This window comes from Priestia sp. JNUCC 25, from assembly GCF_053667915.1.
The window spans coordinates 3477255-3501544 of the sequence record NZ_CM132211.1 but is presented as its reverse complement, the minus strand read 5'-3'; the positions used below and the strand labels follow the sequence as shown (position 1 = coordinate 3501544).

At 36.0% G+C, this 24290-nt stretch carries 22 protein-coding genes; 19 read left to right on the top strand and 3 right to left on the bottom strand.

Annotated elements, in window-relative coordinates; translation table 11 throughout:
• Nucleotides 1-25 precede the first annotated feature (25 nt).
• The 17 genes from JNUCC25_RS18270 (at nucleotide 26) to JNUCC25_RS18190 (ending at nucleotide 17917) form a co-directional block, all read left to right on the top strand.
• On the top strand, nucleotides 26-364 hold the full coding sequence (locus JNUCC25_RS18270) for a TetR family transcriptional regulator C-terminal domain-containing protein (protein WP_223268986.1): 339 nt from the start codon (nucleotides 26-28) through the stop codon (nucleotides 362-364).
• A 68-nt stretch (nucleotides 365-432) separates the two neighbouring features.
• On the top strand, nucleotides 433-1182 hold the full coding sequence (locus JNUCC25_RS18265; RefSeq protein WP_013058339.1) for an SDR family NAD(P)-dependent oxidoreductase: 750 nt from the start codon (nucleotides 433-435) through the stop codon (nucleotides 1180-1182).
• Nucleotides 1183-1532: 350 nt separating this feature from the next.
• Nucleotides 1533-2546 (top strand): NADP-dependent oxidoreductase, encoded by a 1014-nt coding sequence (locus JNUCC25_RS18260; protein WP_078082065.1) that lies wholly within the window; start codon nucleotides 1533-1535, stop codon nucleotides 2544-2546.
• Between the two features lie 27 nt (nucleotides 2547-2573).
• Nucleotides 2574-3362 carry an SDR family oxidoreductase gene (locus tag JNUCC25_RS18255; protein WP_013058337.1) on the top strand — a complete coding sequence of 263 codons (789 nt, stop codon included), beginning with the start codon at nucleotides 2574-2576 and terminating at the stop codon, nucleotides 3360-3362.
• An 804-nt stretch (nucleotides 3363-4166) separates the two neighbouring features.
• Nucleotides 4167-5564 carry an MFS transporter gene (locus JNUCC25_RS18250; protein WP_064471972.1) on the top strand — a complete coding sequence of 466 codons (1398 nt, stop codon included), beginning with the start codon at nucleotides 4167-4169 and terminating at the stop codon, nucleotides 5562-5564.
• Between the two features lie 163 nt (nucleotides 5565-5727).
• Nucleotides 5728-6408, top strand: coding sequence for a transaldolase family protein (locus tag JNUCC25_RS18245; protein ID WP_013058335.1), 681 nt, complete (start codon nucleotides 5728-5730; stop codon nucleotides 6406-6408).
• An 87-nt stretch (nucleotides 6409-6495) separates the two neighbouring features.
• Entirely contained in the window at nucleotides 6496-7167 is a 672-nt protein-coding gene (locus JNUCC25_RS18240) for a DUF4867 family protein (RefSeq protein WP_013058334.1), read from the top strand.
• A 56-nt stretch (nucleotides 7168-7223) separates the two neighbouring features.
• Complete coding sequence (locus tag JNUCC25_RS18235; protein ID WP_078082064.1) at nucleotides 7224-9263, top strand: alpha-glucosidase; 2040 nt, start codon at nucleotides 7224-7226, stop codon at nucleotides 9261-9263.
• A gap of 155 nt (nucleotides 9264-9418) precedes the next feature.
• Nucleotides 9419-10759, top strand: coding sequence for a sulfoquinovose isomerase (gene sftI / locus JNUCC25_RS18230; protein WP_013058332.1), 1341 nt, complete (start codon nucleotides 9419-9421; stop codon nucleotides 10757-10759).
• Nucleotides 10760-10843: 84 nt separating this feature from the next.
• A complete protein-coding gene (locus JNUCC25_RS18225) occupies nucleotides 10844-11578 on the top strand; it encodes a GntR family transcriptional regulator (RefSeq protein WP_013058331.1) in 735 nt (244 codons plus the stop codon).
• A gap of 30 nt (nucleotides 11579-11608) precedes the next feature.
• Nucleotides 11609-13042, top strand: coding sequence for an aldehyde dehydrogenase family protein (locus JNUCC25_RS18220; protein WP_053487596.1), 1434 nt, complete (start codon nucleotides 11609-11611; stop codon nucleotides 13040-13042).
• A 91-nt stretch (nucleotides 13043-13133) separates the two neighbouring features.
• Nucleotides 13134-14036 carry an AEC family transporter gene (locus JNUCC25_RS18215; RefSeq protein WP_013058329.1) on the top strand — a complete coding sequence of 301 codons (903 nt, stop codon included), beginning with the start codon at nucleotides 13134-13136 and terminating at the stop codon, nucleotides 14034-14036.
• Nucleotides 14037-14565: 529 nt separating this feature from the next.
• Nucleotides 14566-14886, top strand: a complete 321-nt coding sequence (locus JNUCC25_RS18210) for a PadR family transcriptional regulator (RefSeq protein WP_028414817.1) — start codon at nucleotides 14566-14568, stop codon at nucleotides 14884-14886.
• 70 nt (nucleotides 14887-14956) lie between these two features.
• Nucleotides 14957-15310, top strand: a complete 354-nt coding sequence (locus JNUCC25_RS18205) for a DUF1048 domain-containing protein (RefSeq protein WP_013058327.1) — start codon at nucleotides 14957-14959, stop codon at nucleotides 15308-15310.
• A gap of 204 nt (nucleotides 15311-15514) precedes the next feature.
• Nucleotides 15515-16276: an ABC transporter ATP-binding protein gene (locus JNUCC25_RS18200; protein WP_029323440.1), complete on the top strand. Its 762-nt coding sequence runs from the start codon at nucleotides 15515-15517 to the stop codon at nucleotides 16274-16276.
• Complete coding sequence (locus tag JNUCC25_RS18195) at nucleotides 16277-17026, top strand: ABC transporter permease (protein WP_064471970.1); 750 nt, start codon at nucleotides 16277-16279, stop codon at nucleotides 17024-17026.
• Nucleotides 17027-17356: 330 nt separating this feature from the next.
• A complete protein-coding gene (locus JNUCC25_RS18190; RefSeq protein ID WP_064471969.1) occupies nucleotides 17357-17917 on the top strand; it encodes a L,D-transpeptidase in 561 nt (186 codons plus the stop codon).
• 241 nt (nucleotides 17918-18158) lie between these two features.
• Here JNUCC25_RS18190 and JNUCC25_RS18185 read toward each other — a convergent pair whose 3' ends face one another.
• The 3 genes from JNUCC25_RS18185 to JNUCC25_RS18175 form a co-directional block, all read right to left on the bottom strand.
• Nucleotides 18159-18647, bottom strand: a complete 489-nt coding sequence (locus tag JNUCC25_RS18185; RefSeq protein WP_013058315.1) for a CBO0543 family protein — start codon at nucleotides 18645-18647, stop codon at nucleotides 18159-18161.
• A 568-nt stretch (nucleotides 18648-19215) separates the two neighbouring features.
• Nucleotides 19216-20016: a glutamate racemase gene (gene murI, locus JNUCC25_RS18180; protein WP_029323422.1), complete on the bottom strand. Its 801-nt coding sequence runs from the start codon at nucleotides 20014-20016 to the stop codon at nucleotides 19216-19218.
• A 131-nt stretch (nucleotides 20017-20147) separates the two neighbouring features.
• Entirely contained in the window at nucleotides 20148-21233 is a 1086-nt protein-coding gene (locus JNUCC25_RS18175; protein ID WP_098526407.1) for an NAD(P)H-dependent flavin oxidoreductase, read from the bottom strand.
• A gap of 251 nt (nucleotides 21234-21484) precedes the next feature.
• On the opposite strand from JNUCC25_RS18175, the gene JNUCC25_RS18170 reads away from it, so the two are divergent.
• Both JNUCC25_RS18170 and JNUCC25_RS18165 read left to right on the top strand, forming a co-directional pair.
• Nucleotides 21485-22363 (top strand): LysR family transcriptional regulator, encoded by an 879-nt coding sequence (locus JNUCC25_RS18170; protein WP_063672366.1) that lies wholly within the window; start codon nucleotides 21485-21487, stop codon nucleotides 22361-22363.
• A gap of 390 nt (nucleotides 22364-22753) precedes the next feature.
• Nucleotides 22754-23947 (top strand): YbfB/YjiJ family MFS transporter, encoded by a 1194-nt coding sequence (locus JNUCC25_RS18165; RefSeq protein ID WP_029323416.1) that lies wholly within the window; start codon nucleotides 22754-22756, stop codon nucleotides 23945-23947.
• Nucleotides 23948-24290: the final 343 nt, after the last annotated feature.

Here is a 24290-nt window from a genome sequence, read left to right as displayed (position 1 = left end):
AGGAGTATTCAGATGAGCAGATTATTTGAAAAATCGTATACGAAAATTAGTTGGAATGGTTATTTATCCAAATGAGAAACAGCCAAAAGGATGTTTAATAGTAAACAAAGCAGTTGAATTATCGTTACTCAATCAAGAAGTAGATGAAAAAGTTACGGAGACTTTTATAAAGACCGAAACCTTATTATTTGATCTACTGAAACGTGGTCAAGAACCAGGAGAAATTCCTAAACACTATGATATCAAAGAACTTTCTAAATTTATTCATAATTCCCTAGTCGGAATACGAGTATTAGCAAAAACAACAGATGATAAGAAAGAATTAGAAACCATTATTGATTTGACTTTGTCAACATTGGACTAAGACATACCTTGTTATTTAAATAAACCAATTAACACCAATTTGAATATATTTTTAAGGAGAGAATGAATATGAAGTACACAGTTATTACAGGAGCAAGCTCAGGTATAGGATATGAAACTGCCCTGGAATTTGCTGCTCGTGGCAAAAACTTAATTATTGTAGCTAGAAGATTAGATAAATTAGAAGGGCTTAAATCAGCCATTCAGAATATAAATCCTGATTTGGATGTTATTATTCGTACAAGTGATTTATCTGTCAGAGATCAGGTATATACACTGTACAACAGTTTAAAGGAGTATCAAATTGAGACGTGGATTAATAATGCTGGGATTGGTGAATCCTCTTCTGTAACAGACCAGAATTTAGATAAGGTAGAAACCATGTTACATCTTAATATAGAGTCATTGACAATCCTTTCTACACTATTTGCGCGAGACTATTATCATATAGAGGGAACTCAATTAATTAACGTATCTTCAGCACTCGGATATGCAATTTATGTTGGTAGTATTACTTATTCTGCATCTAAATATTTTGTTAGTGCATTCACAGAAGGGCTTGCAAAAGAACTCGAACAGAAGGGTGCGAAAATGAAGGTGAAGATTTTAGCACCAGCAATGACAGAAACAGAATTCGCGAAATCTGCAAGCGATATGAAAGAATTTGATTATGAAGCAAATGTCCCTATGTATCACACAGCTAAGCAAATGGCTGGTTTTATGATGGAACTTTATAACAACGATAAAGTCGTAGGTATCGTAGATGAAAGCTACAATTTCAATTTAAGAGATCAAATCTATCCAATACTAGGCGTTTAATGCATCAACAAAGTTTAGATCTATATATAACTAAAAAACGAAAATAACCCGTTAAGGTTATAAACAGTTTCTTTACAGTATCGATTCAAAAAATTTAACCATTTAAGAATGAACGTTCTAAAAAACACAGTGCCAAATGGATAAAAAAGATAATGTTGTAAGTATTTAAGGTTTAGGTGGTGGGTTGATCCTAAAATAAGATTTCCTCCACCTAAACGATTGGAATAATATAAGATCTTTATAAAAAGAATTGTATTGAGGGCAAAAAAATGAAGTGGACAGTGAAAATAATAAAAATAAGGTAAAGAAACTTAATAAATGCAACTCAACGGAAGGGTGCTGATAAAAAGATGAAAACACTCATGAAAGCAGCTCAGATAACTAAGTACTCAAAAAATATCCATGCCCAAGTCAATGACATTCCAATCCCAGCAATCAATGACAATGAAGTCTTGGTAAAAGTCAAAGCTGCAGCGGTCAATCCGCTTGAAATGTTGATTATCACAGGTAGCGTAAAACTGATTCAGGATTATAAATTCCCATTCACGCTTGGTAATGAATTGACAGGAGTTATTGAAAAGGTTGGAAAAAACGTGACAGAATTTCAGGTAGGAGATGACATCTATACACGTCTCCCACTAGAAAAAATTGGTGCTTTTGCGGAATACGCCGCAATTGATGCTACCGCAATTGCACCAATGCCAAAAAACTTGTCCTATGTGGAAGCAGCAGCTGTACCATTGGCTGGACTCACAGCATATCAAGGTCTACATGAAGAACTTGAGGCACAGTTTGGTCAATCTGTTTTTATTCCAGGTGGATCGGGCAGCTTTGGTCAAATAGCTGTCCCAATAGCAAAGACAACAGGTCTAAATGTCATTGTTAGTGGAAACTCAGAAGCACGCAAACGCACGTTGGAAATGGGTGCAGACCAATATTTGGTTTATGCAACAGAAAACTATGTTGACTTGTTGTCGAATGTAGATTATGTAATTGATACACTGGGTCCTAAAGAATTTGACAATGAATTGAGTATCATCAAACCTGGCGGAAGATTGCTCTCTCTTCGTACAGGACCAAATAAACGTTTCGGAAAAGACAGAGATTTTCCATTTTGGAAACAAAAGCTGTTTTCCATTGCAGGCGCAAAGTATGACCACAAAGCCAAGAAACACGGCGTGGAATACCATTTTATCTTCGTTCGTTCTGACGGCGCACAGCTCAAAGAGATTACCAAAATCATTGAAGAGAACAACATTGTTCCACCAATTCATCCAACACTATTTACCATAGACAATGTAAATGAAGCGCTAGAACTCGTCGCAAATGGACGGCCAAAAGGGAAAGTAATTATTAATTTTTAGGACTATACAGGAGGGGAAAACAACAATATGAAATTGGCAAATCGAACTATTTTAGTGACGGGCGGAACATCGGGTATAGGCTTGGCATTCGCGAAAAAGTTTCTTGAAATGGGGAACACGGTAATTGTCACTAGTCGATCCAAGCAAAACATTGACCAAGCAATCAAAGAAAACCCTAATTTAATCGGCATTGCTGCGGATGTCAGTCAAGTGAAGTCGGTTGACCAGTTGGTGCATCAAATCAAACAACAGTATTCAAAACTAGACGTTCTGTTTAACTCAGCTGGTATTATGCGCTACTATGATTTATTTGCTGAAGAAGTCACAGGGGGACAACTAACCGCAGAAATTGAGACGAACTTAAACGGCACAATCTATGTGACAAAAGCATTCCTTCCTCTTCTTGCTAAACAAGAAGAAGCCATGATTGTGAATGTCAGCTCCGTACTAGCAAATATTTCGGTTGCAAGTAGTCCAATTTATTCTGCAACAAAAGCTGGAATACACATGTACACAGATGCGCTACGTGAACAAATTCGAGCCAAAAATGAGAGGATTCATGTCATGGAACTCTGCCCCCCACTCATTTCTGAAACGAATTTAGAGGATAAAATGTCACATGACAAGTCAACCAAATTCATTGATTTGCCATTGGGCAGGCTTGTTGATGCTGGTATCAAAGGCATGGAAAAAAATAAAATTCGCTTGAATCCAGGTTTCAGTAAAATCATGCGTTTTATGAGCAAGATTGCACCAGATTTTGTGACTCATCAATGGGGCAAAACAATGATGAAAAGAATGAATAACGAGAATTAGTGTGGATAACAATTGCAAATAATACCGCTGTGTTTATTTTATCCTATATCTTCTTCAATAGTAGACAAATCGTAATATCATCTGTTGAGGTATTTAGAACATAAAGGTTTATGATATGTGAAACGAAATTAAAAATTATTATGCGCTATTTGTTATTATAGCCAACCTATACGCTTTTTTTATTGGACATTATACTGAACTTGTAAGACCACTTAAAAACGAGCTTTTAAATATCCCTATATTCCCCTCTTTTATTATTTGTTGCTCATCAATTTAATAAATGGTTTCAAAAGGAGATGAAAGAAGTAAATATCTAATTATATTTCTGTACCCACAGTGTATAAACTCAGTCAACATATTTGTTTGATAGGTAATTGCCCTTAAAAAATAATACATATTATTTTGCTCTTTAAACAAACTACTCTATCACACATCAGGGTAGTTTGTTCTGTTTTTAAGCTGTATATGTGATATACATATCTAGTTAACATAACCATTCTTTCCGGCACGCAACTCAAAAAGAATCCTTATCCCTCAAGAGACAGCTATAGAATTTTTATTATTATTATTCAGCATTTTTAAAATAAAATAAAAAAACACTTGATAATTTGTATGCGTTTTCATATTATAAGTAAAAAGGTAGTAACTTTTTTAAGAAACATTGTGATGTTATGGGAAGGGAGGTGATTTTAGTATCAACTTAGAGGAGATTATAAGTTTGGAAGTGTATCAAAATTGTAATCTCCTATGTGATGCATCTTTAATGTGAAGTCTTAAAAAGTGTTAATCAAAGGGGGAGAACTTATGGAACAGCCATTGGTTCAAAATGTAGAACATTCAATTAATACACCTAAGAAGCTAAGACTTAAAGAGAAGGTTGCTTATGGATTAGGAGATGTAGGAAATAATTTTATGTTAGACTTGGGTCAAATTTATTTGCTGAAGTTTTATACGGACGCGTTAGGCTTGCCTTCTGCAACAGCAGGTTTAGTATTTTTAATTACAAAAATATGGGATGCGTTCGCAGATATTACAGTAGGTACTTGGATTGATAACCGTAAGAAGATAGGCCCTAAAGGCAAATTTAGACCATTCTTTCTCTATGCTGCAATACCACTTGCTTTGATAACGATAGTCAGCTTTACTAATCCCGATTTTTCACTAACCGGAAAAATTATATGGGCATATGTAACGTATATGGCATTTGGAACGATTTATAGCATTTCAAATATTCCTTATGGATCAATGGTACCTGCGATGACAAAAGATCCTGTTGAACGAGCAGAAATGGCATCATTTAGACAAGCAGGCTCAAATTTAGGCCTTCTTATTACAACTGTAGGGTTTATGCCAATTGTCTTAATGTTTAACAATCAATCTACTGGTTATTTAGTGGCTGTATCTATTTTTGCATTTTTGGGCGTTTTATTACAAGTCTATTGTTATGCCAATGTAAAAGAAAGATATGTGTATGAAAAGCCCCAAAATACAAATGTAAAGCTGACTGACAGCTATAAAGGGCTTTTTAAGAATACGCCTTTACTCATTCTTTGTTTAGTTAATTTGTTTACCTTTTCAGCTTTTAACGTCAAGCTTGCTGTCCAAGTCTATTTTTGTCAGTATGTTTTAAAAAATGTAGCAATCGTTCCTTATATGGGCTTTTTTAGTATTGGTTGTGTATTTATTGGCGTAGCAATGGTTCCTTTCATGGTTAAAAAGATTGGAAAGAAGTCTACGTACATATTAGGCTGCGCGATTTGGGCTGTAGGAGACATCTTAGCTTATATTTTTGCAGATAACGCAGTGATCTTTATTACATTAGCCTGCTTTGCTTTCTTTGGCAGCTCGTTTGTAAACAGTTTGAACTGGGCATTAGTTTCTGATGCAGTAGAGTATGGCGAATGGAAAACGGGCAATCGATCTGAAGGTGTCGTGTATTCTTTCTTTACGTTCTTCCGTAAACTTTCTCAAGCGCTTGCAGGATTTATTCCTGGCGTTGTGTTAGGAATAGTGGGGTACGTTCCAAATGCGGTGCAAAGTGCAAATGTGCTAGAGGGAATTAGAGGGTTGATGTTTATTTATCCAAGTACACTAGCTATTGCAACGATTGTTGTCATGTTTTTCTTTTATAAACTTTCAGATGAAAAATACAATAAAATCGTATTGGATCTTGCTAAGGGCAAAAATAAAATACCGATGTAAAATGATAGGTAAAATGAACGAAATACAAAATTAATTTAACAATCTAGCAAAAAGTACTTGAAATATTGGTGACGTTTTCATATTATGAATACAAAGGTTATTACAAATTATATAAAGGTTATTATCTTTTTAGGATGATAGTCAATTAACTGGAGGTATAAAGATGAAGTATTTTTTAGATAGTGCCATTTTAGAGGAAATTCGTTACGCATATGAAAATTGGGCAATTGACGGAGTTACAACAAATCCTCGTCACATTATGAATAGCGGTAAACCATTCTTAACGGTTTTAGATGAATTTGCAAGTGAGTTTAAAGGAGTCGAAAATTTCCCAATTTCAGTTGAAATTAATCCTCATTTGGATAATGCCAAGGATATGGTAGAAGAGGGGACAAAGATCGCTAAGCTGTCGTCAAACTTTGTTATTAAAATTCCATGCACAGAACCTGGGTTAATTGCAGCAAAGGAATTTGAAAAACAAGGTATTTCTACTAACGTCACTCTTGTCTTCTCGCCATCACAAGCACTTCAGCCTGCAAGAATTGGTGCAAAATTTGTATCTCCATTTGTCGGCTGGAAAGAAAATAGCGGAGACGATACAACTCAATATATTCAGGATATTGTGAATATCTATAAAAACTACAATTACAACACAGAAATCATTGTTGCTGCTTTACGTAATGGTAAACAAATTGTAGATGCGGCAAAAGCTGGTGCGCATATTGTGACTTGCGGATTTGATGTATATAAAGAAAGCTTCCAGCATGCGTTCACAGACTATGGATTAAACAAATTCCGCAACGCTTGGGATAATACAGTCACAGAAGCTCCTGTCTTAAAATAAACATATGTATTTTATAAAAGGCGCCTCTTAGAATCTTATTATCTTCTTTGAGGGGCTTTTTATATAGAAAAAGGAGAGAAGAAAACGGTGGGCAGCTTTCAATACATGAAAGACTTAAATAAACATATACCTTTTTATCATATAGAGGACAGCAAATTTAAACATTATGGAAAGGTAATAAACGAGTATGATTTCAATGAACTAGAAACATATATGGATAGTTTAACTATTCCTCAAGATCAGAATGTATATGTAGCATCCGTAACGGAGATGGAAAACACCATTATTAAGAATCAGCTTCAAGAAGCTTTTTATGGTGAGATGTCTATTCAAATTGGATATTGTAATGGTCCTAATTCAACCTTAAATGGTCTTGAGTATCATAAAAGCAGTGAAATCAATATCGCTATAACGGATATGGTTCTTTTATTAGGTAAGGTGCAAGAAGTTGAAAATAATGTTTTTCATTCAAATGATGTAATCGCTTTCTTTGTACCTAAGGGAACAGCAGTTGAGTTATATAGTACGACCTTACATTTTGCTCCTTGCAAAGTAAACAATGAGGGATTTAAAACAATCGTCATTTTACCTAAAGGAACAAATGATCCGTTATCAACTAATATTCAAAAAAGAACAAAAGAAGATGAGTTATTGTTTATGAAAAATAAATGGTTAATTGCTCATCCTGAAAGAGAGCAATTAATTAATAAAGGCGCACATCCCGGTATAAAAGGAGAAAATATTAAAGTTTATCAATAGAGCGCATGACTATTAGCCAAAAGACTAAGCTCTATTAATTGATGGGAGAGAGAAAAATGTCAGGTACCTTAAACGTAACTAAAGGGGTAAATGTGGAAATCTTACAAGATGGATTTGAAGTTGCTCTTAACGGTGTAGTTCTACTTCAGCACACAACACAAAAACCAATGCTATTTGTTGGTCATGGAGAAGAAACGATTGAAATGTATAGAGGTAACTTTGATATTAAAGATTATGTGACTGAACGTACAGCTCTTCGGTACGCAAATGTTGAAGAAATGGAAGGGGCATATAAAATAGATCTCTCCAACTTAAAAAATGGAGATACTATGCTGTCTCTTATAGTTAAGGAAGAAGAGAATCGGCTAAAAGTAGAATATCAAAAAAATGATGCGAACATTAATCGTTTTTGGCTACGAGTAGCTGCAGATAAACAGGAGAAAGTCTATGGATGCGGAGAACAACTTTCTCATTTTAATATGAGAGGAAAAAACTTTCCTTTATGGACATCTGAGCCGGGTGTAGGAAGAAATAAACAAACGTACGTAACATGGCAAGCTGATGTAGTTGATAAGGCTGGAGGAGATTACTATAATACCAACTTTCCTCAGCCTACATATGTATCTAGTAAAAAGTACTATTGTCATGTAGAAACAACGGCATACGCGGACTTTGATTTTCGCAATGAGGCGTTCCATGAACTGCAAGTTTGGGAAGTACCTAAATATATGCTGTTTGAAACGGCGGATACGTATCTTGAATTAGTTGAAAAAATTACAGGTTTATTTGGAAGACAGCCTGAATTACCAGAATGGGTATACAACGGTGTGGTTTTAGGCATTCAAGGTGGTACAGATGTTGTTGAACAAAAATTAGAAAAAGTTTTAGCAAAAGGTATGAAGGTATCTGGAGTATGGTGCCAAGATTGGCAGGGCAAACGTATTACTTCTTTCGGCAAACGTTTAATGTGGAATTGGAAATGGAACGAGAGTGAATACCCAGAGTTAGATAAAAAAATTGCAGAGTGGAAAGAAAATGATATTCGTTTTCTAGGTTACATTAATCCATATGTAGCCATTGAAGGTGATTTATATAAGGAAGCTGAAGATAAAGGATACTTAGCATTAAATACGGAAGGAAATACATATTTAGTGGATTTTGGTGAATTTTATTGCGGAGTTGTTGATTTTACCAACGAAGAGGCTACTGAATGGTATAAACAAGTTATTAAAGAGAACATGATTGATTTTGGATTAGACGGATGGATGGCTGACTTTGGCGAATACTTGCCAACTGACGTTGTGCTCAAAAATGGAGTCGACGCTAAGATTATGCACAATGCTTGGCCGACGATGTGGGCAAAAGTAAACTATGAAGCGGTATCAGAAGCAGGCAAACTTGGTGAAATTGTATACTTTATGCGTGCCGGATATACGGGCGTACAAAAATACTGTACACTTCTTTGGGGCGGAGATCAAAGTGTAGATTGGTCGCTGGATGATGGTTTAGCTTCCGTTATTCCTGCAGCTTTATCATCAGGAATGATTGGCTGCGGCTTACACCATAGTGATATTGGAGGCTATACGAGCTTACATGGCAATAAACGTTCAAAAGAGCTGCTGATGAGGTGGGCAGAAATGGGAGCCTTCACGCCTATGATGAGAACACATGAAGGAAATCGTCCTGATGATTGTTTTCAGTTTGACGGTGATGAGGAAACATTAGAACACTTAGCAAGAATGTCTAATGTTTATGTAACGATGGCACCTTATATTAGATCACTTGTAGAAGAAAATGCGCGACGTGGAATTCCTGTTCAGCGACCTTTGTTTATGCACTATGAAGAAGATGAAAAAACATATGATATTCAATACCAATACTTATTTGGTGAAGATGTACTTGTTGCGCCGGTTCATCAAGAAAACCAAACAGAGTGGGAAGTATATTTACCAGAAGATCAGTGGGTCCATGTATGGAGTGGTGAAGAGTACACAGGAGGATCGGTTACTGTTCAGGCGCCATTAGGTTATCCACCTGTATTTTACCGTAAAAAATCTATATGGAGTGAGTTGTTTTCTAAACTCAGTCACATCTAATTTAAAGGATTTACAATTTATATAGTTTTTTAGATAGCTGTCTTTTTACAAATTTATATAAAAGATGTAGTCAAACGGAAAATTAATGTTGATAAAGGTAATGATGTATTTTAAAATGGTTATAACAAATAGTTTTACGACAAGGGGAACTCTATATGCAAAATACGACAGTTTTATATGTGCCTATAGGTAGAAAAACATTTGATATTGAAGTAGCTGAGATTTATCGTCAAAAAAGTATGGAGTGGCTGAAAGGTAACTGCAGTACTGTGATTGCGCCGGAGCAAATTGTAACTTCAGTTGAAGAACTACAGGGATTTCTTGATTCAATTAAAGGGAATAAGATTGATACCGTTTTATATCAAAGCGTTACGTTTGCTGACGGTGAATTTATGGTTAAGATATTGGAGTATTTTAAACAGCCTGTAATTGTTTGGTCAGTACGTGAACCAAGTGTAGGTGGGCGTTTACGTTTAAACTCGCTAACAGGTGGAAATAGCACCAGTAATGTGCTGCGCAACCACCAGCATCCGTTTGCATTTGTATTTGGAAATCCAGATGAGAAAGCTTTACAGGAGCGTCTATTAAGACAAATTAATGTTATGCGCGTGTTAAAAGCATTGAACGAATTGAAAATTGGGGTAGTGGGAGATTATCCACCAGGATTCTTTTTTTCAGCAGCTAATGAGGAAGAATTAAAAAGCGCACTTGGAGTAACTCTTCATAAGATGGATTTACAAGAAGCGTTTAAAGAGTGTGTAAAGCTTCCAGAACAAGAATGGATAGGTGAAGTTGAGCGGGCAGAAAAGCAAGTGATTGGTCTAAATCGAAATGATGAAACCGTTACTAAATTTGCTCAATTTTCCACATATATTAAAAAGCACATTCAAAGTGAAGAATTAGATGCACTAGCTATGCGATGCTGGCCCGATTTCTTTAATGATTTAGGAGCTGCTCCGTGCTCAACTCTATCTCAGTTTACTGAGGATGGAATGGTAACATCCTGTGAGTCGGATATTCATGGATCAATCTCAATGTTTATCCTGCGTGAGTTAGCAGGCGGAAATGCACCTTACCTGGGAGATTTAGTTCACATAGACGAAGAAAAAAACTCAGTTGTTTTTTGGCACTGCGGTGCAGGAGCATATTCACTTGCCAATCCTTCTACTGGAGCAACAGCGGGGGTACATCCTAACAGAAAAATCGGTTTTGCGATGGATTTTGGATTAAAAGCAGGAGAAGTAACGATCTTCAGGGTAAGTCATACACCTGACGGGTATCGTCTTCTAGTGATGAAAGGAAATGCATTAGATGTAGAGCAGCCTTTTACAGGTACTTCTGTAGAAGTTGAGTTAGCGACAAATGCATCAGACACACTTTATGAACTTATGCATGCGGGGTATGAACCTCATTTTGCACTAGTTTATGGTGATGTGACAGAACATCTAATTGAACTAGGACGTATGCTTAATTTAGAAACAAAGGTCTATGTATAAGAAGATTGTACTTCTCTGCTACAGTAAAAGTTAGCCAATACTATATAATAATACCAAACGCTAACTTAAAAGGAGTTTGAGAACATGAAAGATACAATAGGTTCTAATAAAAATATCGCGCTTTATCTTCAAGTAAAAGATGTCTTAATTAAACGTATACAAGAGAAAATTTGGAAACCTAATACGTTAATTCCAACAGAACAAGAATTAATGCAAGAATTTGATGTAAGCCGTACTACATTAAGACAAGCTATTTCTATGTTAGTACAGGATGGACTGTTAGAAAAAAAACAGGGCAGGGGAACAATTGTAAAGCCTCAGCCTCTTATTGGCGGCAGCTTAGGCAAGCTCAAAGGACTAGCAGAAGAAGTAGCAGAAAAAGGACTAACGCCGAATTCAAAACTCATTCGGACTGATTTTAAAAAAGATTTGTATTATGAAACTTCCATGCTGGAGTTAGATGCTGGAGAAGAGGTTCTAGTCATTGAACGAATTCGTTTTGCGGATGAAGTACCTATTGCGATTGAACGTTCTTGCTGGCCTATGCATATTGGGAAAATACTAGTTGAACAAGATTTAAATCGTGCAAAATTTTATGAAGTGCTAGAAGAGAATGAAATCTTCTTAAAACGAGCTAAAGAGAAGGTATCTGCTATTAATGCAACCATTTATGAAGCAGATCTGTTAGGCATACGGGGCGGAGAAGCTTTACTTGAAATGACAAGAGTAAGTTACGGTTTTGATGATAAGCCACTTGAATTTACGGTAACAAAATATCGCAGTGACAAATATCATTATAATATTGAACTTACAAGATAAAATGCTAATACAATTGGGGATGTGGAGATAATGACGAGTTTAACTCAAGTCAAACAATATGGTTTATATGTAAATGGGGAATGGGAAACAACAGCAGAAAAAATGGAAGTCTTAAATAAATATACACAGCAGCCTGCAGCTGAAATCTCAGTAGCCACAAAAGACGATGTAAATAAAGCTGTGGCCAGCGCGAAAGATGCATTAAAAAACACTTTTTCACCATATGAACGCTACGAGGTATTAATGAAGGCAGCGGATTTACTATTAAGCCGTCAAGAAGAATTTGCTGAAATTTTGGCTACTGAAGTTGGAAAGTCTATTCGTGAATCTCGTGGAGAAGTCGAGCGTGCGGCTACAACTTTACAAATTTCAGCGGAAGAGGCAAAGCGTATTCATGGAGAAGGTGTACCTGTTGAATCGGCTCCAGGCTCGGAGAATCGCATGGCTTTTACAGTAAAAGTCCCGGTTGGAGTTGTTGCAGCTATCACACCGTTTAATGTACCTATCAATCTAGTTTGTCATAAACTCGGACCGGCACTTGCAGCTGGGAATAGTGTAGTATTAAAACCTGCTGAAGTCACTCCAATTTGTGCTCTCAAGCTAGCAGAATTAATGGAAGAAGCAGGTCTGCCAAAAGGGCGCCTTCAAGTATTGACTGGGGATGGAGCAGAAATTGGTGAATGGTTATTAGAAAACCAAGATGTTAATATGTTTACTTTTACAGGAAGCCCAAGAGTAGGAGAGCTCATTCGATCTAAGGCAGGTTTGCGTAAAGTTTCACTTGAACTAGGAAATAATTCGGCTACTATCGTACATAAAGATGCTGATTTAGAAAAAGCTGCATCTTTAATTTCTCAAAAAAGCTTTAATAATGCGGGACAAGTTTGTATTTCAGTTCAGCGAATTTATGTTCATACGAATATTTATACTGCATTTGTTAATAAGCTAAAAGAAAAAACAGAAAAGTTAGTAGTCGGTAATCCAATGGATGAGCAAACGGATATTGGACCTATGATTCGTCTCAAAGAAGCAGAGCGAGTGGAAGAATGGGTAAAAGAAGCGGTGGAAGAAGGGGCAAAAATTGAACTAGGAGGAAAGCGTGATGGTGCTTTCTATCTTCCTACAATTTTGACCAATGTAAATGACGATATGAAAGTTTGTCGTCAAGAAGTGTTCGGGCCAGTAGTAGCTATTGCTCAATATGATGAGATTGATGAAGTGATTTCAAAGGTAAATGATTCTGACTATGGGTTACAAGCAGGCCTTTTTACGAACGACTTACAGTTTGCTATGAAGGCAGCTCGCGAAATCGAGGTAGGCGGATTAATTGTAAATGATGCTTCAGCGTATCGTGTTGACCATATGCCATATGGCGGTGTGAAAAAGAGCGGTAACGGAAAAGAAGGGCCGAAGTATGCAATTGAAGAAATGACTGAAGAACGTATCATTGTTCTAAATTTATAATTTATCAGTTTAAATGAAAGACCTAGATTTTTAATTTTCTAGGTCCTTCATTTGGAAAATAACAAAGAAAAAATGACGAAGGTGAACAAACATGGAGTTCTTAACAATCCTTCTTCCTATTTTCGGGATTTTTGCACTTGGATTTATTGGACAAAAGAAAATAGGATTTGATACAAAAACAATTTCAACAATGGCACTTTATTTGATGTCTCCAGTTCTAGTGTTCAAAACATTTTACACAACCAAATTTAATATTGACTACTTATATCTTACGTTGTATACATTTGCACTTTGCTTTGCATTAATTGCTGTCGTCTATATTATTGCTTATTTCCAGAGATATTCTACTTCAGAAACCTGTGGAATGATATTAGCGTCCTCATTTATGAATAATGGAAACTACGGTACACCTGTCGTTTTATTGCTCTTTGGCGTTACAGGCTTAGACTCTGCCATTATTCTCATGGTCATACAGCAGCTGGTCATGTGTACAGTGGGAGTTTATTATGCCGCTAAAGGGAGTCCACAAGGAAACGGTATAAAATCAGCCGTTGACGCAGTGCGACGGATACCAATTGTATATGGGGGACTTTTGGGAGCTATATTTCAGTTTCTTCATATTCCATTAAGCAACTCTGTAAAAGAAGCGGTTGATTTAGTGGCCGGTGCAGCTATTCCTACCATCATGATCGTACTTGGAATGCAGCTGGCTAAAATATCAATTAGAAATTTAGCCAAAGCAAAAGTTTCATGGTCATTAGCTATCAAGCTTGTGATCTCACCATTTATCGCTTATATACTAACACTTCTATTACCTGTTGATGAGATGGTTAAACAAATTATGATTATTATGGCTGCTATGCCCACAGCTGCCAATACAACTATGTACGCGCTCCAATTTAATACAGAGCCGGAGTTTGTATCAAGTGCAACGTTAATTAGCACCTCCCTAAGCCTTGCTACATTACCTATCATTTTTCTAATTGTTTTATAAAATGAAACAGAAAACGTTCTAATATATGTTGAAAAATAATTTTATTATATGACTTTAAAAGGAGTAGTCAATGTGAATTCTCCTCATAACTCAGTTTTAAAAAGATATTTAAAATTTATTTTCTATTTTAGTTTTGTGTTCTTCTTATACTTCTACTTCACATACAGTTTTCAACACTACCTGACTAAATATTTGTTTCTTAACTGTTTACTGACAGGGATCTCTTTTTTAATTCGAAATTCAAGGGGTTATACGGAAAAACTGTAAAAGCATCTGTAAAGGAAAAAACTTATTAAAAGGACTTATGGATTCTTTTAATAAGTTTTTTTGGGTCTTAGTATTATCCCTGAATATATCTATACATTTGAAAATATTTTAAAAAATAGTTGAAATGCCCGGTACTAAGTATTACAATCTACATATACTAAGTATTACTTAATAGCTTAATTTTTAAAAGTATTAAGTAAAAATTGGCTTGGTACTAAGTAATACAGAATATAAGTCAAACGATATAGAGGAGGTTCTGAAGATCGAAAATTTAACTGAAATGCTGAAAGGTTCGCTAGAAGGCTGTGTGTTAGAAATTATCAGCCGTCATGAAACCTATGGCTATGAAATTACACGCCGTCTGAACGAGCTTGGATTTATCGAGGTCGTGGAAGGAACGGTCTACACTATTCTCGTACGATTAGAAAAGAAAAAACTTGTGAATATAGAAAAAAAACCATCAGATATGGGCCCACCCCGCAAATTTTATTCGCTTAATGAGGCGGGCTACAAGGAGCTTGAGCTGTTTTGGAAGAGGTGGGATTTTGTATCATCAAAAATCAACGTCTTGAAGTCAAACTAGCTTCATAAGATAGACCGTCGGATAGTTTTAAAGCATCTTATGAAGTTTTATAAAAAGGAGGAAAAATGACATGCTGGAAATATTCAAAAAAATGATTGGTGATAAAAAAGAGTATAAAATGATGATGGCACGGGTTGAAGCCTTGCCAGAGGACTATCAGTTTGTATTTAAAAAAATTCAAAACTACATGTGGAATTTCTCATCGGGCAACGGAATGGATATGCTACACATGCAGTATGAATTAATTGATTTATTCGAAGCAGGTGCTGCAGAAGGTAGACAGGTGCTCGAAATTACTGGAGACGATGTGGCTTCCTTTGCTGACGAATTAGTGGCAAATGCTAAAACTTATATGGTTAAGTATCGTGAAGATTTGAATCAGAGTATTAAGGAACGATTAGGAAAAAATAAATTTAATCAATAACATCGACTGAATAGCTAGTTGCAAGTATAGATTTTTGCTTTTGCTATTCAGTCATTTTTTAAACTCAGTACTAAGTAATACAGAATATAAGTCAGACTGAATAGTAAGGTATTAAAAATTTAGCTCTACGAGACGCTCAGCTTAGTTAAATCATGACAGTTCTAGCAAGCCAGCTTGTGGAGCTTTTAAAAGGAGGAAAAACGTATGAGAAATACAGTGATTTTTGTAAAAGAGTTAAAAAAGGCCTTTAAAGACAAAGAAGTATTAAAAGGGGTGAACGTTGAGGTGCAGCGCGGTGAAATTTTTGCACTGCTGGGCTCAAATGGAGCAGGGAAGACGACGACAGTTAACATTCTTTCAACACTGATGAAGGCTGATAGCGGCGAAGTAAGTATTTGCGGATTTGACGTCCAACGTCAACCGGCTGATGTCCGCCAGAACATCAGCCTAACGGGGCAGTTCGCAGCTTTAGACGGCATGCTCACTGGGAAGGAAAACCTGATAATGATTGCCAAATTGCGAGGGGTATCTAATCCTAATGAAGTAGCTGACAATCTCCTTGCAAGATTCAGCTTGACCGATGCAGCCAATCGCCGGGCGGATCAATATTCCGGTGGAATGAAGCGCCGTCTTGATATAGCTATGAGTCTGATTGGCGCCCCAGCCGTTATTTTTCTCGACGAACCGACGACCGGACTTGATCCGGAAGCCCGGATTGAAGTCTGGAACACCGTCAAAGAGCTTGCTGGCGGTGGTACGACCATCTTGCTCACGACTCAGTATCTGGAGGAAGCTGAACAACTGGCAGATCGGATAGCCATCCTACATGGCGGAAAAATCATCAAAACCGGTACCCTTACCGAACTTAAAGAGATGTTCCCCCCAGCAAAAGTGGAATACATTGAAAAACAGCCAACATTGGAGGAAATCTTCCTCGCGATCATCGGCAAAAAGGAGGAAATGTAAATGAAAAACAAAACAGGTGTATTACTAGGACGTTTGATGCGCACTATTATGCGCAGCCCGGATACAATTATTACGGTGGCGATTACGCCGATTATGATGATGCTACTGTTTGTCTACGTATTTGGGGGTGCCATAAATACAGGAACAGCCAACTACGTCAATTATTTATTACCAGGAATCTTGCTGATGGCTATCGCATCCGGCGTCGCTTACACTTCCGTGCGGCTATTTAATGATGTAAAAAGTGGACTGATGGCCCGTTTTATTACTATGCCTATTAAACGGTCTTCGGTATTATGGGCTCACGTGTTGACATCTTTTGTTTCCAATGCGCTTACTGTCGTAATAGTTATCCTCATCGCGCTCTTGATGGGTTTCCGCTCCAGCGCTGATATCCTAGATTGGTTCGCGGTAGCCGGGATACTCGGGCTGTTTACGCTAGCCCTGACATGGTTGGCCATTATTCCAGGACTGACAGCGAAATCTATGGAAGGAGCCACAGGCTACTCGTACCCACTAATCTTCCTACCTTTTATTAGTTCCGCCTTTGTTCCCACTGAAACGATGCCTAAAGCTGTTCGTGCATTCGCTGAAAACCAGCCCGTGACTTCAATCGTGAATACAATTCGTGCACTCTTGTACGAAGGATCAGTTGGCAACGATATCTGGAGTGCCCTTGCCTGGTGCCTAGGTATCATGGTCATCGCTTACTTTTTCGCTAGTAAAGAATTCAAACGCAAATTAGGGTGAATTTTATAAACTGAGCAAGCTATCCAAGGTATATGGAATCATCGAAATTTTAATGTAAAGTATTGATAGCATTGTTCCCATCGAGGAGAAATCAATTAGCAATGAAAAGACCTCTCTTATATGAGTGGTCTTTTTTATGTGTATTTTAAAACGCTGAAATTTGCAAGTTATACGCAAAATAAAAGTTAATTTCGTCAGGGAGCGTTTCTCTGCATGTTAAAATCGTCGATTTATTAGGTTTTTATTTATAAATGATTTTGACGAAAATGCATCTTTCTGGGAGGTGCTTTTTTCGTTTCCTATAAAAATATAAAAAAGAGGAGAGTTTTTATGAAGAACATTTTTATGAAATTAATGACCGTTCTTACATTATTAATGGTCGCATTATGTGGAGTAAATCAGGGGAAAACAGAAGCAGCAAGTAAACCAGCAAATCAAGATTTAATCATCATTAACAAGTACTATAACAAGCTTGCGTATTTTCATAATGGTTATATTGAAATCGTTGATCCAGTAGAAACGGGGAAAACATGGGTCAAAACACCTGTTGGCTTTTTTAAAGTGGTGAACAAGATTAAAAACCGCCCTTACTATACAGGGCATATTCCTGCGGGCAATCCTCGCAATCCATTAGGAAAACGTTGGTTAGGGATAAATGCAAACGGTACGTATGGTGATACGTATGGCATTCACGGCAATAACAATGAAAGCAGCATTGGAAAATACGTGAGTCAAGGTTGCGTGAGAATGCATAATGCAGACATCGAAAAGCTTTATGATAAAGTTCAAGTTGGAACACCGGTTGCGATTACGTATTCCTATAAGAGCTTCGTTGATCTTACAAGCGTATATGGATATAAATTCAAAGGCTACAAGATGAAAAACAATTAATATCTGAGCAGCATTCCCGAGTTCTTCTCATGCTCATGTGAGTGAAGTATCTATTTGGGGTAACTTAACAGGATGGGAAAATGAAGGTCTGTTCGGTGCATTAACTGGTTGGGAAACATCCGGTAATCCATTCGAGACTGAACAATTAGATTTGTTCATCTTTGAAGAAGCAGAACCAGTTGAGTTTCCACCTATAAAACAAGAGGGAGACACAAGATGATTTTTTTAGTAGGAGCATAGGTTAACCCTCTTGTTTCTTTTGTATAATGTTAATAATTGCAATTACTAAACGACTAAATAAAGCTCTTACATTAAGGCTAATAAGGCTGTAATACCATTTCCAGCCTTTTTGCCACTTAATTAGTTTCGTATATTTTTCTGCCCATAACTCAACTAAAAATAGTGAACTGATGGTAAGTACAATTTTATATACAATTTTAAAAGGATTATCATTTTTTGTTAAATGATAAAGCCATAAAGAAACAGTTGGTAAACATAAGAAATCAAATAAAACATTCGATTTAAACTCTTTAGGTATAAAGCGTATAGGGTATTGAAGTATTCGACGGTTAACTAGAAACCTGTCAACGATAGCATTTGTATATCCATTCATAAACAAGACCAACAGTGAGTCTTTGACAGGGGTTTTCTTTAAAACGAAGGGTAAGCTACCTAAAAATATGACGGTTATACACTTTAGAAATCGTCTTTCTAATTTTTTACTTTTCATATAGTTTCATCTCCTTTCTTAGTCGTAAAATTAGTATTAGCTGTTCTATGATTTACGATGCAACAGTTTTTCCTTTGTCATGCAAATGTAACAAAATAAACCATGACAATTTTTATCAAATGGTTACATTCGTTCGGTATCAAAAAACTGAATAGGAGTGTTGTCCATTGAAGAAAAAGCTAGTACCTATCATAATGGCTTTGGGAGTTTTTATCCCGAATCAGGCATTTGCTGCAACGGGAGACAGCATTATCAAGACAGGCTAATTCCTTCCTTTATGTATTTATTGTATGTATTTATTGTTTCATACCTTATCTTTTCGTAAATATTTAGAATATGCAATAACATTTATACTAACTTAAAAATTCTTTAATTTATTTAAGTAAATGGTTAATTATTTTTGTTATAGATACTTTAGTATTTATATCTGTTGTCGAAAAAGTTCATATTTTTCTACAAAACATATAAATGAAAAAATGAAATTTAGAGTTAGTTTATTATGTTATCGATATGTTGAAAAGTGAAACTAAACGCAATGCCCATTGCAGGAACGCAAAAGAAAGCACCTTTACTTAAGGTGCTTTCTTTTTGGTTTATTTAATGCATTTTGCAGTATATTTAATGCATTTTCCATCTTTATCATATAGTTCTTATCGTTACTAGAACATTGAAACGAAATATCATTAGTTCCATTGGTACTTAGTAAACTTTTTTCTTCTAGGAGACTAGACAGTCTTTCTACAGTACCTTTACTGCCATCAATAAGTTGAATATGAGAGGGAAGAAAATCTTTTAATACAGGCTTGTAATAAGGGAAATGAGTGCAACCTAGTACAACCGTACCATATTGATTTAAATCAAATCCTTCTAGCTTTGTTCTAAAATACGTACTTAATTTGTCCCAATTAAAGTTTAGATCTTCACAGAATTCAACTAATTCTGGAAGAGGTAATGGGTCAACGATTGAATCCTTATCAATTCTAGTAATTAGCTTTTTATATTTCAATTCTTTTAATGTTAAGTCCGTAGCAAAAACAAGCACTCTTTTATCCATTGAACTACTTAATTCAATAGCAGGCTTTGCAGCAGGCTCCATTCCGATTATTGGGATATCGTACGTAGACCTTAATTCGTTAATAGAGATGCTAGTAGCTGTATTACAAGCGATAACAAGTGCTTTAACCTCTTGTTTAAGAATATCTTCCACTGCAGTTTGGACATGTTTATTTACTTCTTCTTTTGTCTTGGTTCCATACGGAACATTGCGTGTATCAGCATAATATAAAAAATCTTCTTTCGGAAAATGTTTTATTGCTTCATTTAATACCGATATTCCTCCAATGCCAGAGTCAAAAAAACCAATTCTCATGTTTTTCACCTTACAATTCAAATATTTTTTCACATCATTTATTATACCTTTAGAGTAAATGATTAAATAGGAAAAGCCCAATTCTATAGATTCAAACGATAATTACTATAGAAAGAGGCTCATTTATTAATTTAACTATAGTTGAGTGTTTTTAGAATATTTTCTGCTTGTTGCATAGTAGCTTTCACTAGATCAGCTGCTGTTCTATCTCTTTCTAATAGCCTCGTACTTTGGCCACACCATAAAGACATATACTCTTTATCACCTAGCTTAGCTGCAGCTTTTCGAATATCTCCCGTAATGGTATTTTGTGTAGGAAAACATAACGGTTGAATCTTAGAAGTTTCGAACTCCTTAATAAAAGTATTGGCTATTCCTCGTGCGGGACGACCTGAAAAATGTCTAGTGAGAACCGTGCTTTCTTCATTACTTTCGTGAAGAGCCTCTTTATAACAAGGATGTGCTCCAGATTCTTGTGTCGCTAAAAAAGCAGTTCCCATTTGTACACCACTCGCGCCAAAAGCTAAAGCTGCGATTAATCCTCTTCCATCCATAATTCCACCGGTGGCAATGACGGGAACATCCACTTGATCCACTATTTGAGGTACAAGTGAGAACAGCCCAATATTAGCTCCGTAAGGATGCTCATTTACATCAAATGTTCCTCGATGACCACCTGCTTCACTTCCTTGAGCTATAATCACATCCGTCCCCTGTTCTTGTGCAGTTAGGGCTTCTTTGACTGTTGTAACCATTGTCATAACTTTTATGTCATTTTCTTTTGCTATTTTCATCGCATAAGGTGGAAGAACACCAAAAGCTGTGCTTACGATAGGTACTTGTTCTTCTACCAATACTTTAAACTGCTCTTTAAATAAATTTTTAGTTTTGACTTCTTGTTCAACACGCTTAATAGATAAAACGCCTCGCATCGTATCTAATAATTGCTGAACCTCTTCTAACCCACCCGTATTATCTGCCATTTCAGTAGCAAAAAGATTAACAGCAAAGGGCCTTTTAGTATACTTTCGAATCTCTCTCACAGCTTGTCGAATATCCTCTGGATGCATATAAGCAGCACCTAATGTTCCAAGCCCACCTGCCTCACATACGTTTACAATGAGATCTACTGTTGTAATTTTATCTCCCGCCATACCAGCCTGTATAATGGGTACCTTAATATCTAACATTTCACAAACACGATTATCTAAATTCATTTTTCTCCCCCAGGTTATGAAGTAGACTACACGAGTTGTATTAAGAATTAAATAAATGATGTGGTCTGGTAGTTAATTCATTTTTATTAAGAGCACATGTGAGACTCATAAAAATATAATGGCACTTTATAGTCCTCATAAAAGATGCTCCATATTTATCATATATGTTTTTATCCATATGGTATAATTCAAAATAAAGATATTTGCCATCTCTTTAACAGATGGCAAAGAGAAATTAGGTGTGAAGAAACATGGATATTCAATCTTTGCGTATTTTTAAGGCAGTTGCCGAGTATGGGAGTATCTCAAAAGCTGCAAAAGAGCTAAATTATGCACAGTCTAATATTACGACTCGGATGCAACAGTTAGAAAACAGCCTGCAAACGGTCTTATTTTATCGACATAACAAAGGGGTTACACTAACAGCAAAAGGAGAAGTATTAATAACTTATGCTGATAAAATTTTTCGTCTTTTAGATGAAACAAAAGAAGTAATGAGGGACCAAGAAGAGCCTCAAGGTCCCTTAGGTATCGGTTCAATGGAGACAACGGCTGCCGTTCATTTGCCTAGGTTTCTCTCTAGGTATCACTCTGCCTATCCTCAAGTAGATTTAAACTTAAAAACGGGGCCTACAAGTCAGCATATTGAAGCAGTGTTAAATTATAAATTAGACGGTGCATTTGTCTCTGGACCTCTATCTCATCCTGACCTTATTACAAAGAAAGTATTCAGTGAAGAATTAGTATTGGTAGGAAATTCGTTACTTTCTCAATCTTTAAAATCTCATAAAGTTGATGATTTGACACTGTTAGTTTTACACAAAGGTTGTTTTTATCGTGAGAAGTTAAAGCATTGGTTACATGAAGAAGGAGTGATACCTTCTAAAGTTATGGAGTTTGGTTCCTTGGATGCGCTTATGGGATGTATAGCAGCTGGCCTGGGAGTTACTTTACTACCTCTATCTATTGTACAAAGATACAGCTATCTAGAAGAGGTTACTCATTATTCTATTCCAGAAAAATTTTCGCTAGTCGACACGCTTTTTATTTATCGTACTGATGTCACTTTCTCTACGCCTCTTATTAAATTTGCAGAAATGTTTCAAGAGGAGAGGATTAGTCCTCTATAATATCCTAGAGGAGGAGAAGGGACTTTCATCCTCGTTATATGGATAAAGGTTTCCACACAACTATAGCGTGGATTCATAATTAAAAAATGTGTACGTATATGGAATAAACCCCGCCATAGTAATTGAATTTATCACATTTTATTTAATAAAAAGCCCTTTGCTTAATAAGAGCAAAGGGCTTTTACACATGTGTAAATATAGTAGTGCAGAGAGCTCTATAGACTTAAAAAATTATGAACGTGCTAGCAGACTCATTGAGAAGCCAGAGATACAAACTTCGATGGATTTTGATATCTGTTTTAAAGATACCTGTTATCTATTTTATGTATTTTATTATATATCAAAATAGAGATATGCTGAAGTAGTAACATTTTTTAAGGAGATGAGATCTTGATTAAAATTTTAGTTGGTGGAATATTATCGTTAGTTATTGCAATGGGAATTGCAAGGTTTTCCTATACGCCTATTCTACCTCTTATGCAAAGTGACATGTCATTTTCAAATAAAGTTGCCGGGTATCTTGCTACAAGCAACTATGCAGGATATCTAATTGGAGCTGTTTTAGTAGGAATCCTACCTTTAAAAAAACGTAGAAAAGCAGTCTTAAGATTAAGTCTAATTTTCAGTGTAATTACGACTGCAGGCATGGGATTATTTCAAATGTATTCAGCATGGTATACTTGTCGTTTTATATCCGGCTTTTCTAGTGCATTTGTACTTGTTTTATCTTCAAGTATTGTATTAGACAAACTTGCTGAAAAGGAAAAAACAAATTGGTCTGGGCTTTTCTATGGAGGAGTTGGAGTAGGGATTTTTCTTACTGGAATCACTATCCCTATTTTAAATCATTATTTTAAATGGGAAGGAGCATGGATTGGGCTCTCTATTCTAAGTATTATACTAACTTTCCTAGTATGGATTTGGTTGAAAGATGAGACCTCTAGTTCTACTCAGAATAAGAAGAAGGAGATACCTGCTCATGGCCCTCCAACGAAATGGATTCCTTGGTTGATTATAGCCTATGGCCTAGAGGGTCTAGGGTATATTGTAACTGGTACCTTTATTATATCTATTGCAGGACAAATACCAAATTTTAATGGCGATGCAACCTTTATATGGATGATTGTCGGTTTAGCTGCGATTCCATCTTGTATTATCTGGTCTTCACTTGCCAAAAAAATGGGGTTTGTGAAATGCTTAGTTGTTACCATGCTATTACAAGCCTTTGGCATTGTAGTTCCGGTATTATTAATGACTAAAATAGGTTTAATTGTAAGTGCACTATTGTTTGGAGCAACATTTATGGGAATTACAACACTTGCTACAACATTAGCAAGCCGAATTACTCCAAAGAATAGTAGCCGTATCATCGGTTACCTTACAGCTATTTATGCTGCTGGTCAAATGATAGGGCCCTTGCTTGCTGGCCACTTTGCATCTGCTAGTCATAATTACAACTCTGCTTTAATTGGGGCTGCAATTGTTGTATTAATTGGTGCTCTCTTTTTATTATCCGGGATTCGATTTGATAATAAGCCTGTTAAGATTGTAATTACAGAAAATATACAGAATGAAGAAATTTAACTTTTATGTGTCTAATAAGTATTGAAAGCATATAGTTGAGAAGGAAGTAGTAGAAAGAGAAAGAACAATATAAAACATTACTTTATTCATATATCTTTGTTTGCGTCATTTTGATAACTAAAGGTTTGATAAATAAAAGCTATCGTATCATTTTTTAAGGAAAAACTTGATATGATAGCTTCTTCAACCAAAAGACGTGAAGCAATTGAATATTCATATTGCCTCCTAACTTAAGTGGATATCTCTTTTAGAGATACCCCATATCTCAGTATTGAATTATACATGTAAGCAAATCTATTATAAAGTATAGGTATTGATTAAGAAATATTTGGAGAAAACAGTC

Coding starts and splice junctions, on each gene's coding strand:
- JNUCC25_RS18265 (WP_013058339.1), top strand. CDS start 433: ATGAAGTACACAGTTATTACAGGAGCAAGCTCAGGTATAGGATATGAA.
- JNUCC25_RS18260 (WP_078082065.1), top strand. CDS start 1,533: ATGAAAACACTCATGAAAGCAGCTCAGATAACTAAGTACTCAAAAAAT.
- JNUCC25_RS18255 (WP_013058337.1), top strand. CDS start 2,574: ATGAAATTGGCAAATCGAACTATTTTAGTGACGGGCGGAACATCGGGT.
- JNUCC25_RS18250 (WP_064471972.1), top strand. CDS start 4,167: ATGGAACAGCCATTGGTTCAAAATGTAGAACATTCAATTAATACACCT.
- JNUCC25_RS18245 (WP_013058335.1), top strand. CDS start 5,728: ATGAAGTATTTTTTAGATAGTGCCATTTTAGAGGAAATTCGTTACGCA.
- JNUCC25_RS18235 (WP_078082064.1), top strand. CDS start 7,224: ATGTCAGGTACCTTAAACGTAACTAAAGGGGTAAATGTGGAAATCTTA.
- sftI (WP_013058332.1), top strand. CDS start 9,419: ATGCAAAATACGACAGTTTTATATGTGCCTATAGGTAGAAAAACATTT.
- JNUCC25_RS18225 (WP_013058331.1), top strand. CDS start 10,844: ATGAAAGATACAATAGGTTCTAATAAAAATATCGCGCTTTATCTTCAA.
- JNUCC25_RS18220 (WP_053487596.1), top strand. CDS start 11,609: ATGACGAGTTTAACTCAAGTCAAACAATATGGTTTATATGTAAATGGG.
- JNUCC25_RS18215 (WP_013058329.1), top strand. CDS start 13,134: ATGGAGTTCTTAACAATCCTTCTTCCTATTTTCGGGATTTTTGCACTT.
- JNUCC25_RS18205 (WP_013058327.1), top strand. CDS start 14,957: ATGCTGGAAATATTCAAAAAAATGATTGGTGATAAAAAAGAGTATAAA.
- JNUCC25_RS18200 (WP_029323440.1), top strand. CDS start 15,515: ATGAGAAATACAGTGATTTTTGTAAAAGAGTTAAAAAAGGCCTTTAAA.
- JNUCC25_RS18195 (WP_064471970.1), top strand. CDS start 16,277: ATGAAAAACAAAACAGGTGTATTACTAGGACGTTTGATGCGCACTATT.
- JNUCC25_RS18190 (WP_064471969.1), top strand. CDS start 17,357: ATGAAGAACATTTTTATGAAATTAATGACCGTTCTTACATTATTAATG.
- JNUCC25_RS18185 (WP_013058315.1), bottom strand. CDS start 18,647: ATGAAAAGTAAAAAATTAGAAAGACGATTTCTAAAGTGTATAACCGTC.
- murI (WP_029323422.1), bottom strand. CDS start 20,016: ATGAGAATTGGTTTTTTTGACTCTGGCATTGGAGGAATATCGGTATTA.
- JNUCC25_RS18175 (WP_098526407.1), bottom strand. CDS start 21,233: ATGAATTTAGATAATCGTGTTTGTGAAATGTTAGATATTAAGGTACCC.
- JNUCC25_RS18170 (WP_063672366.1), top strand. CDS start 21,485: ATGGATATTCAATCTTTGCGTATTTTTAAGGCAGTTGCCGAGTATGGG.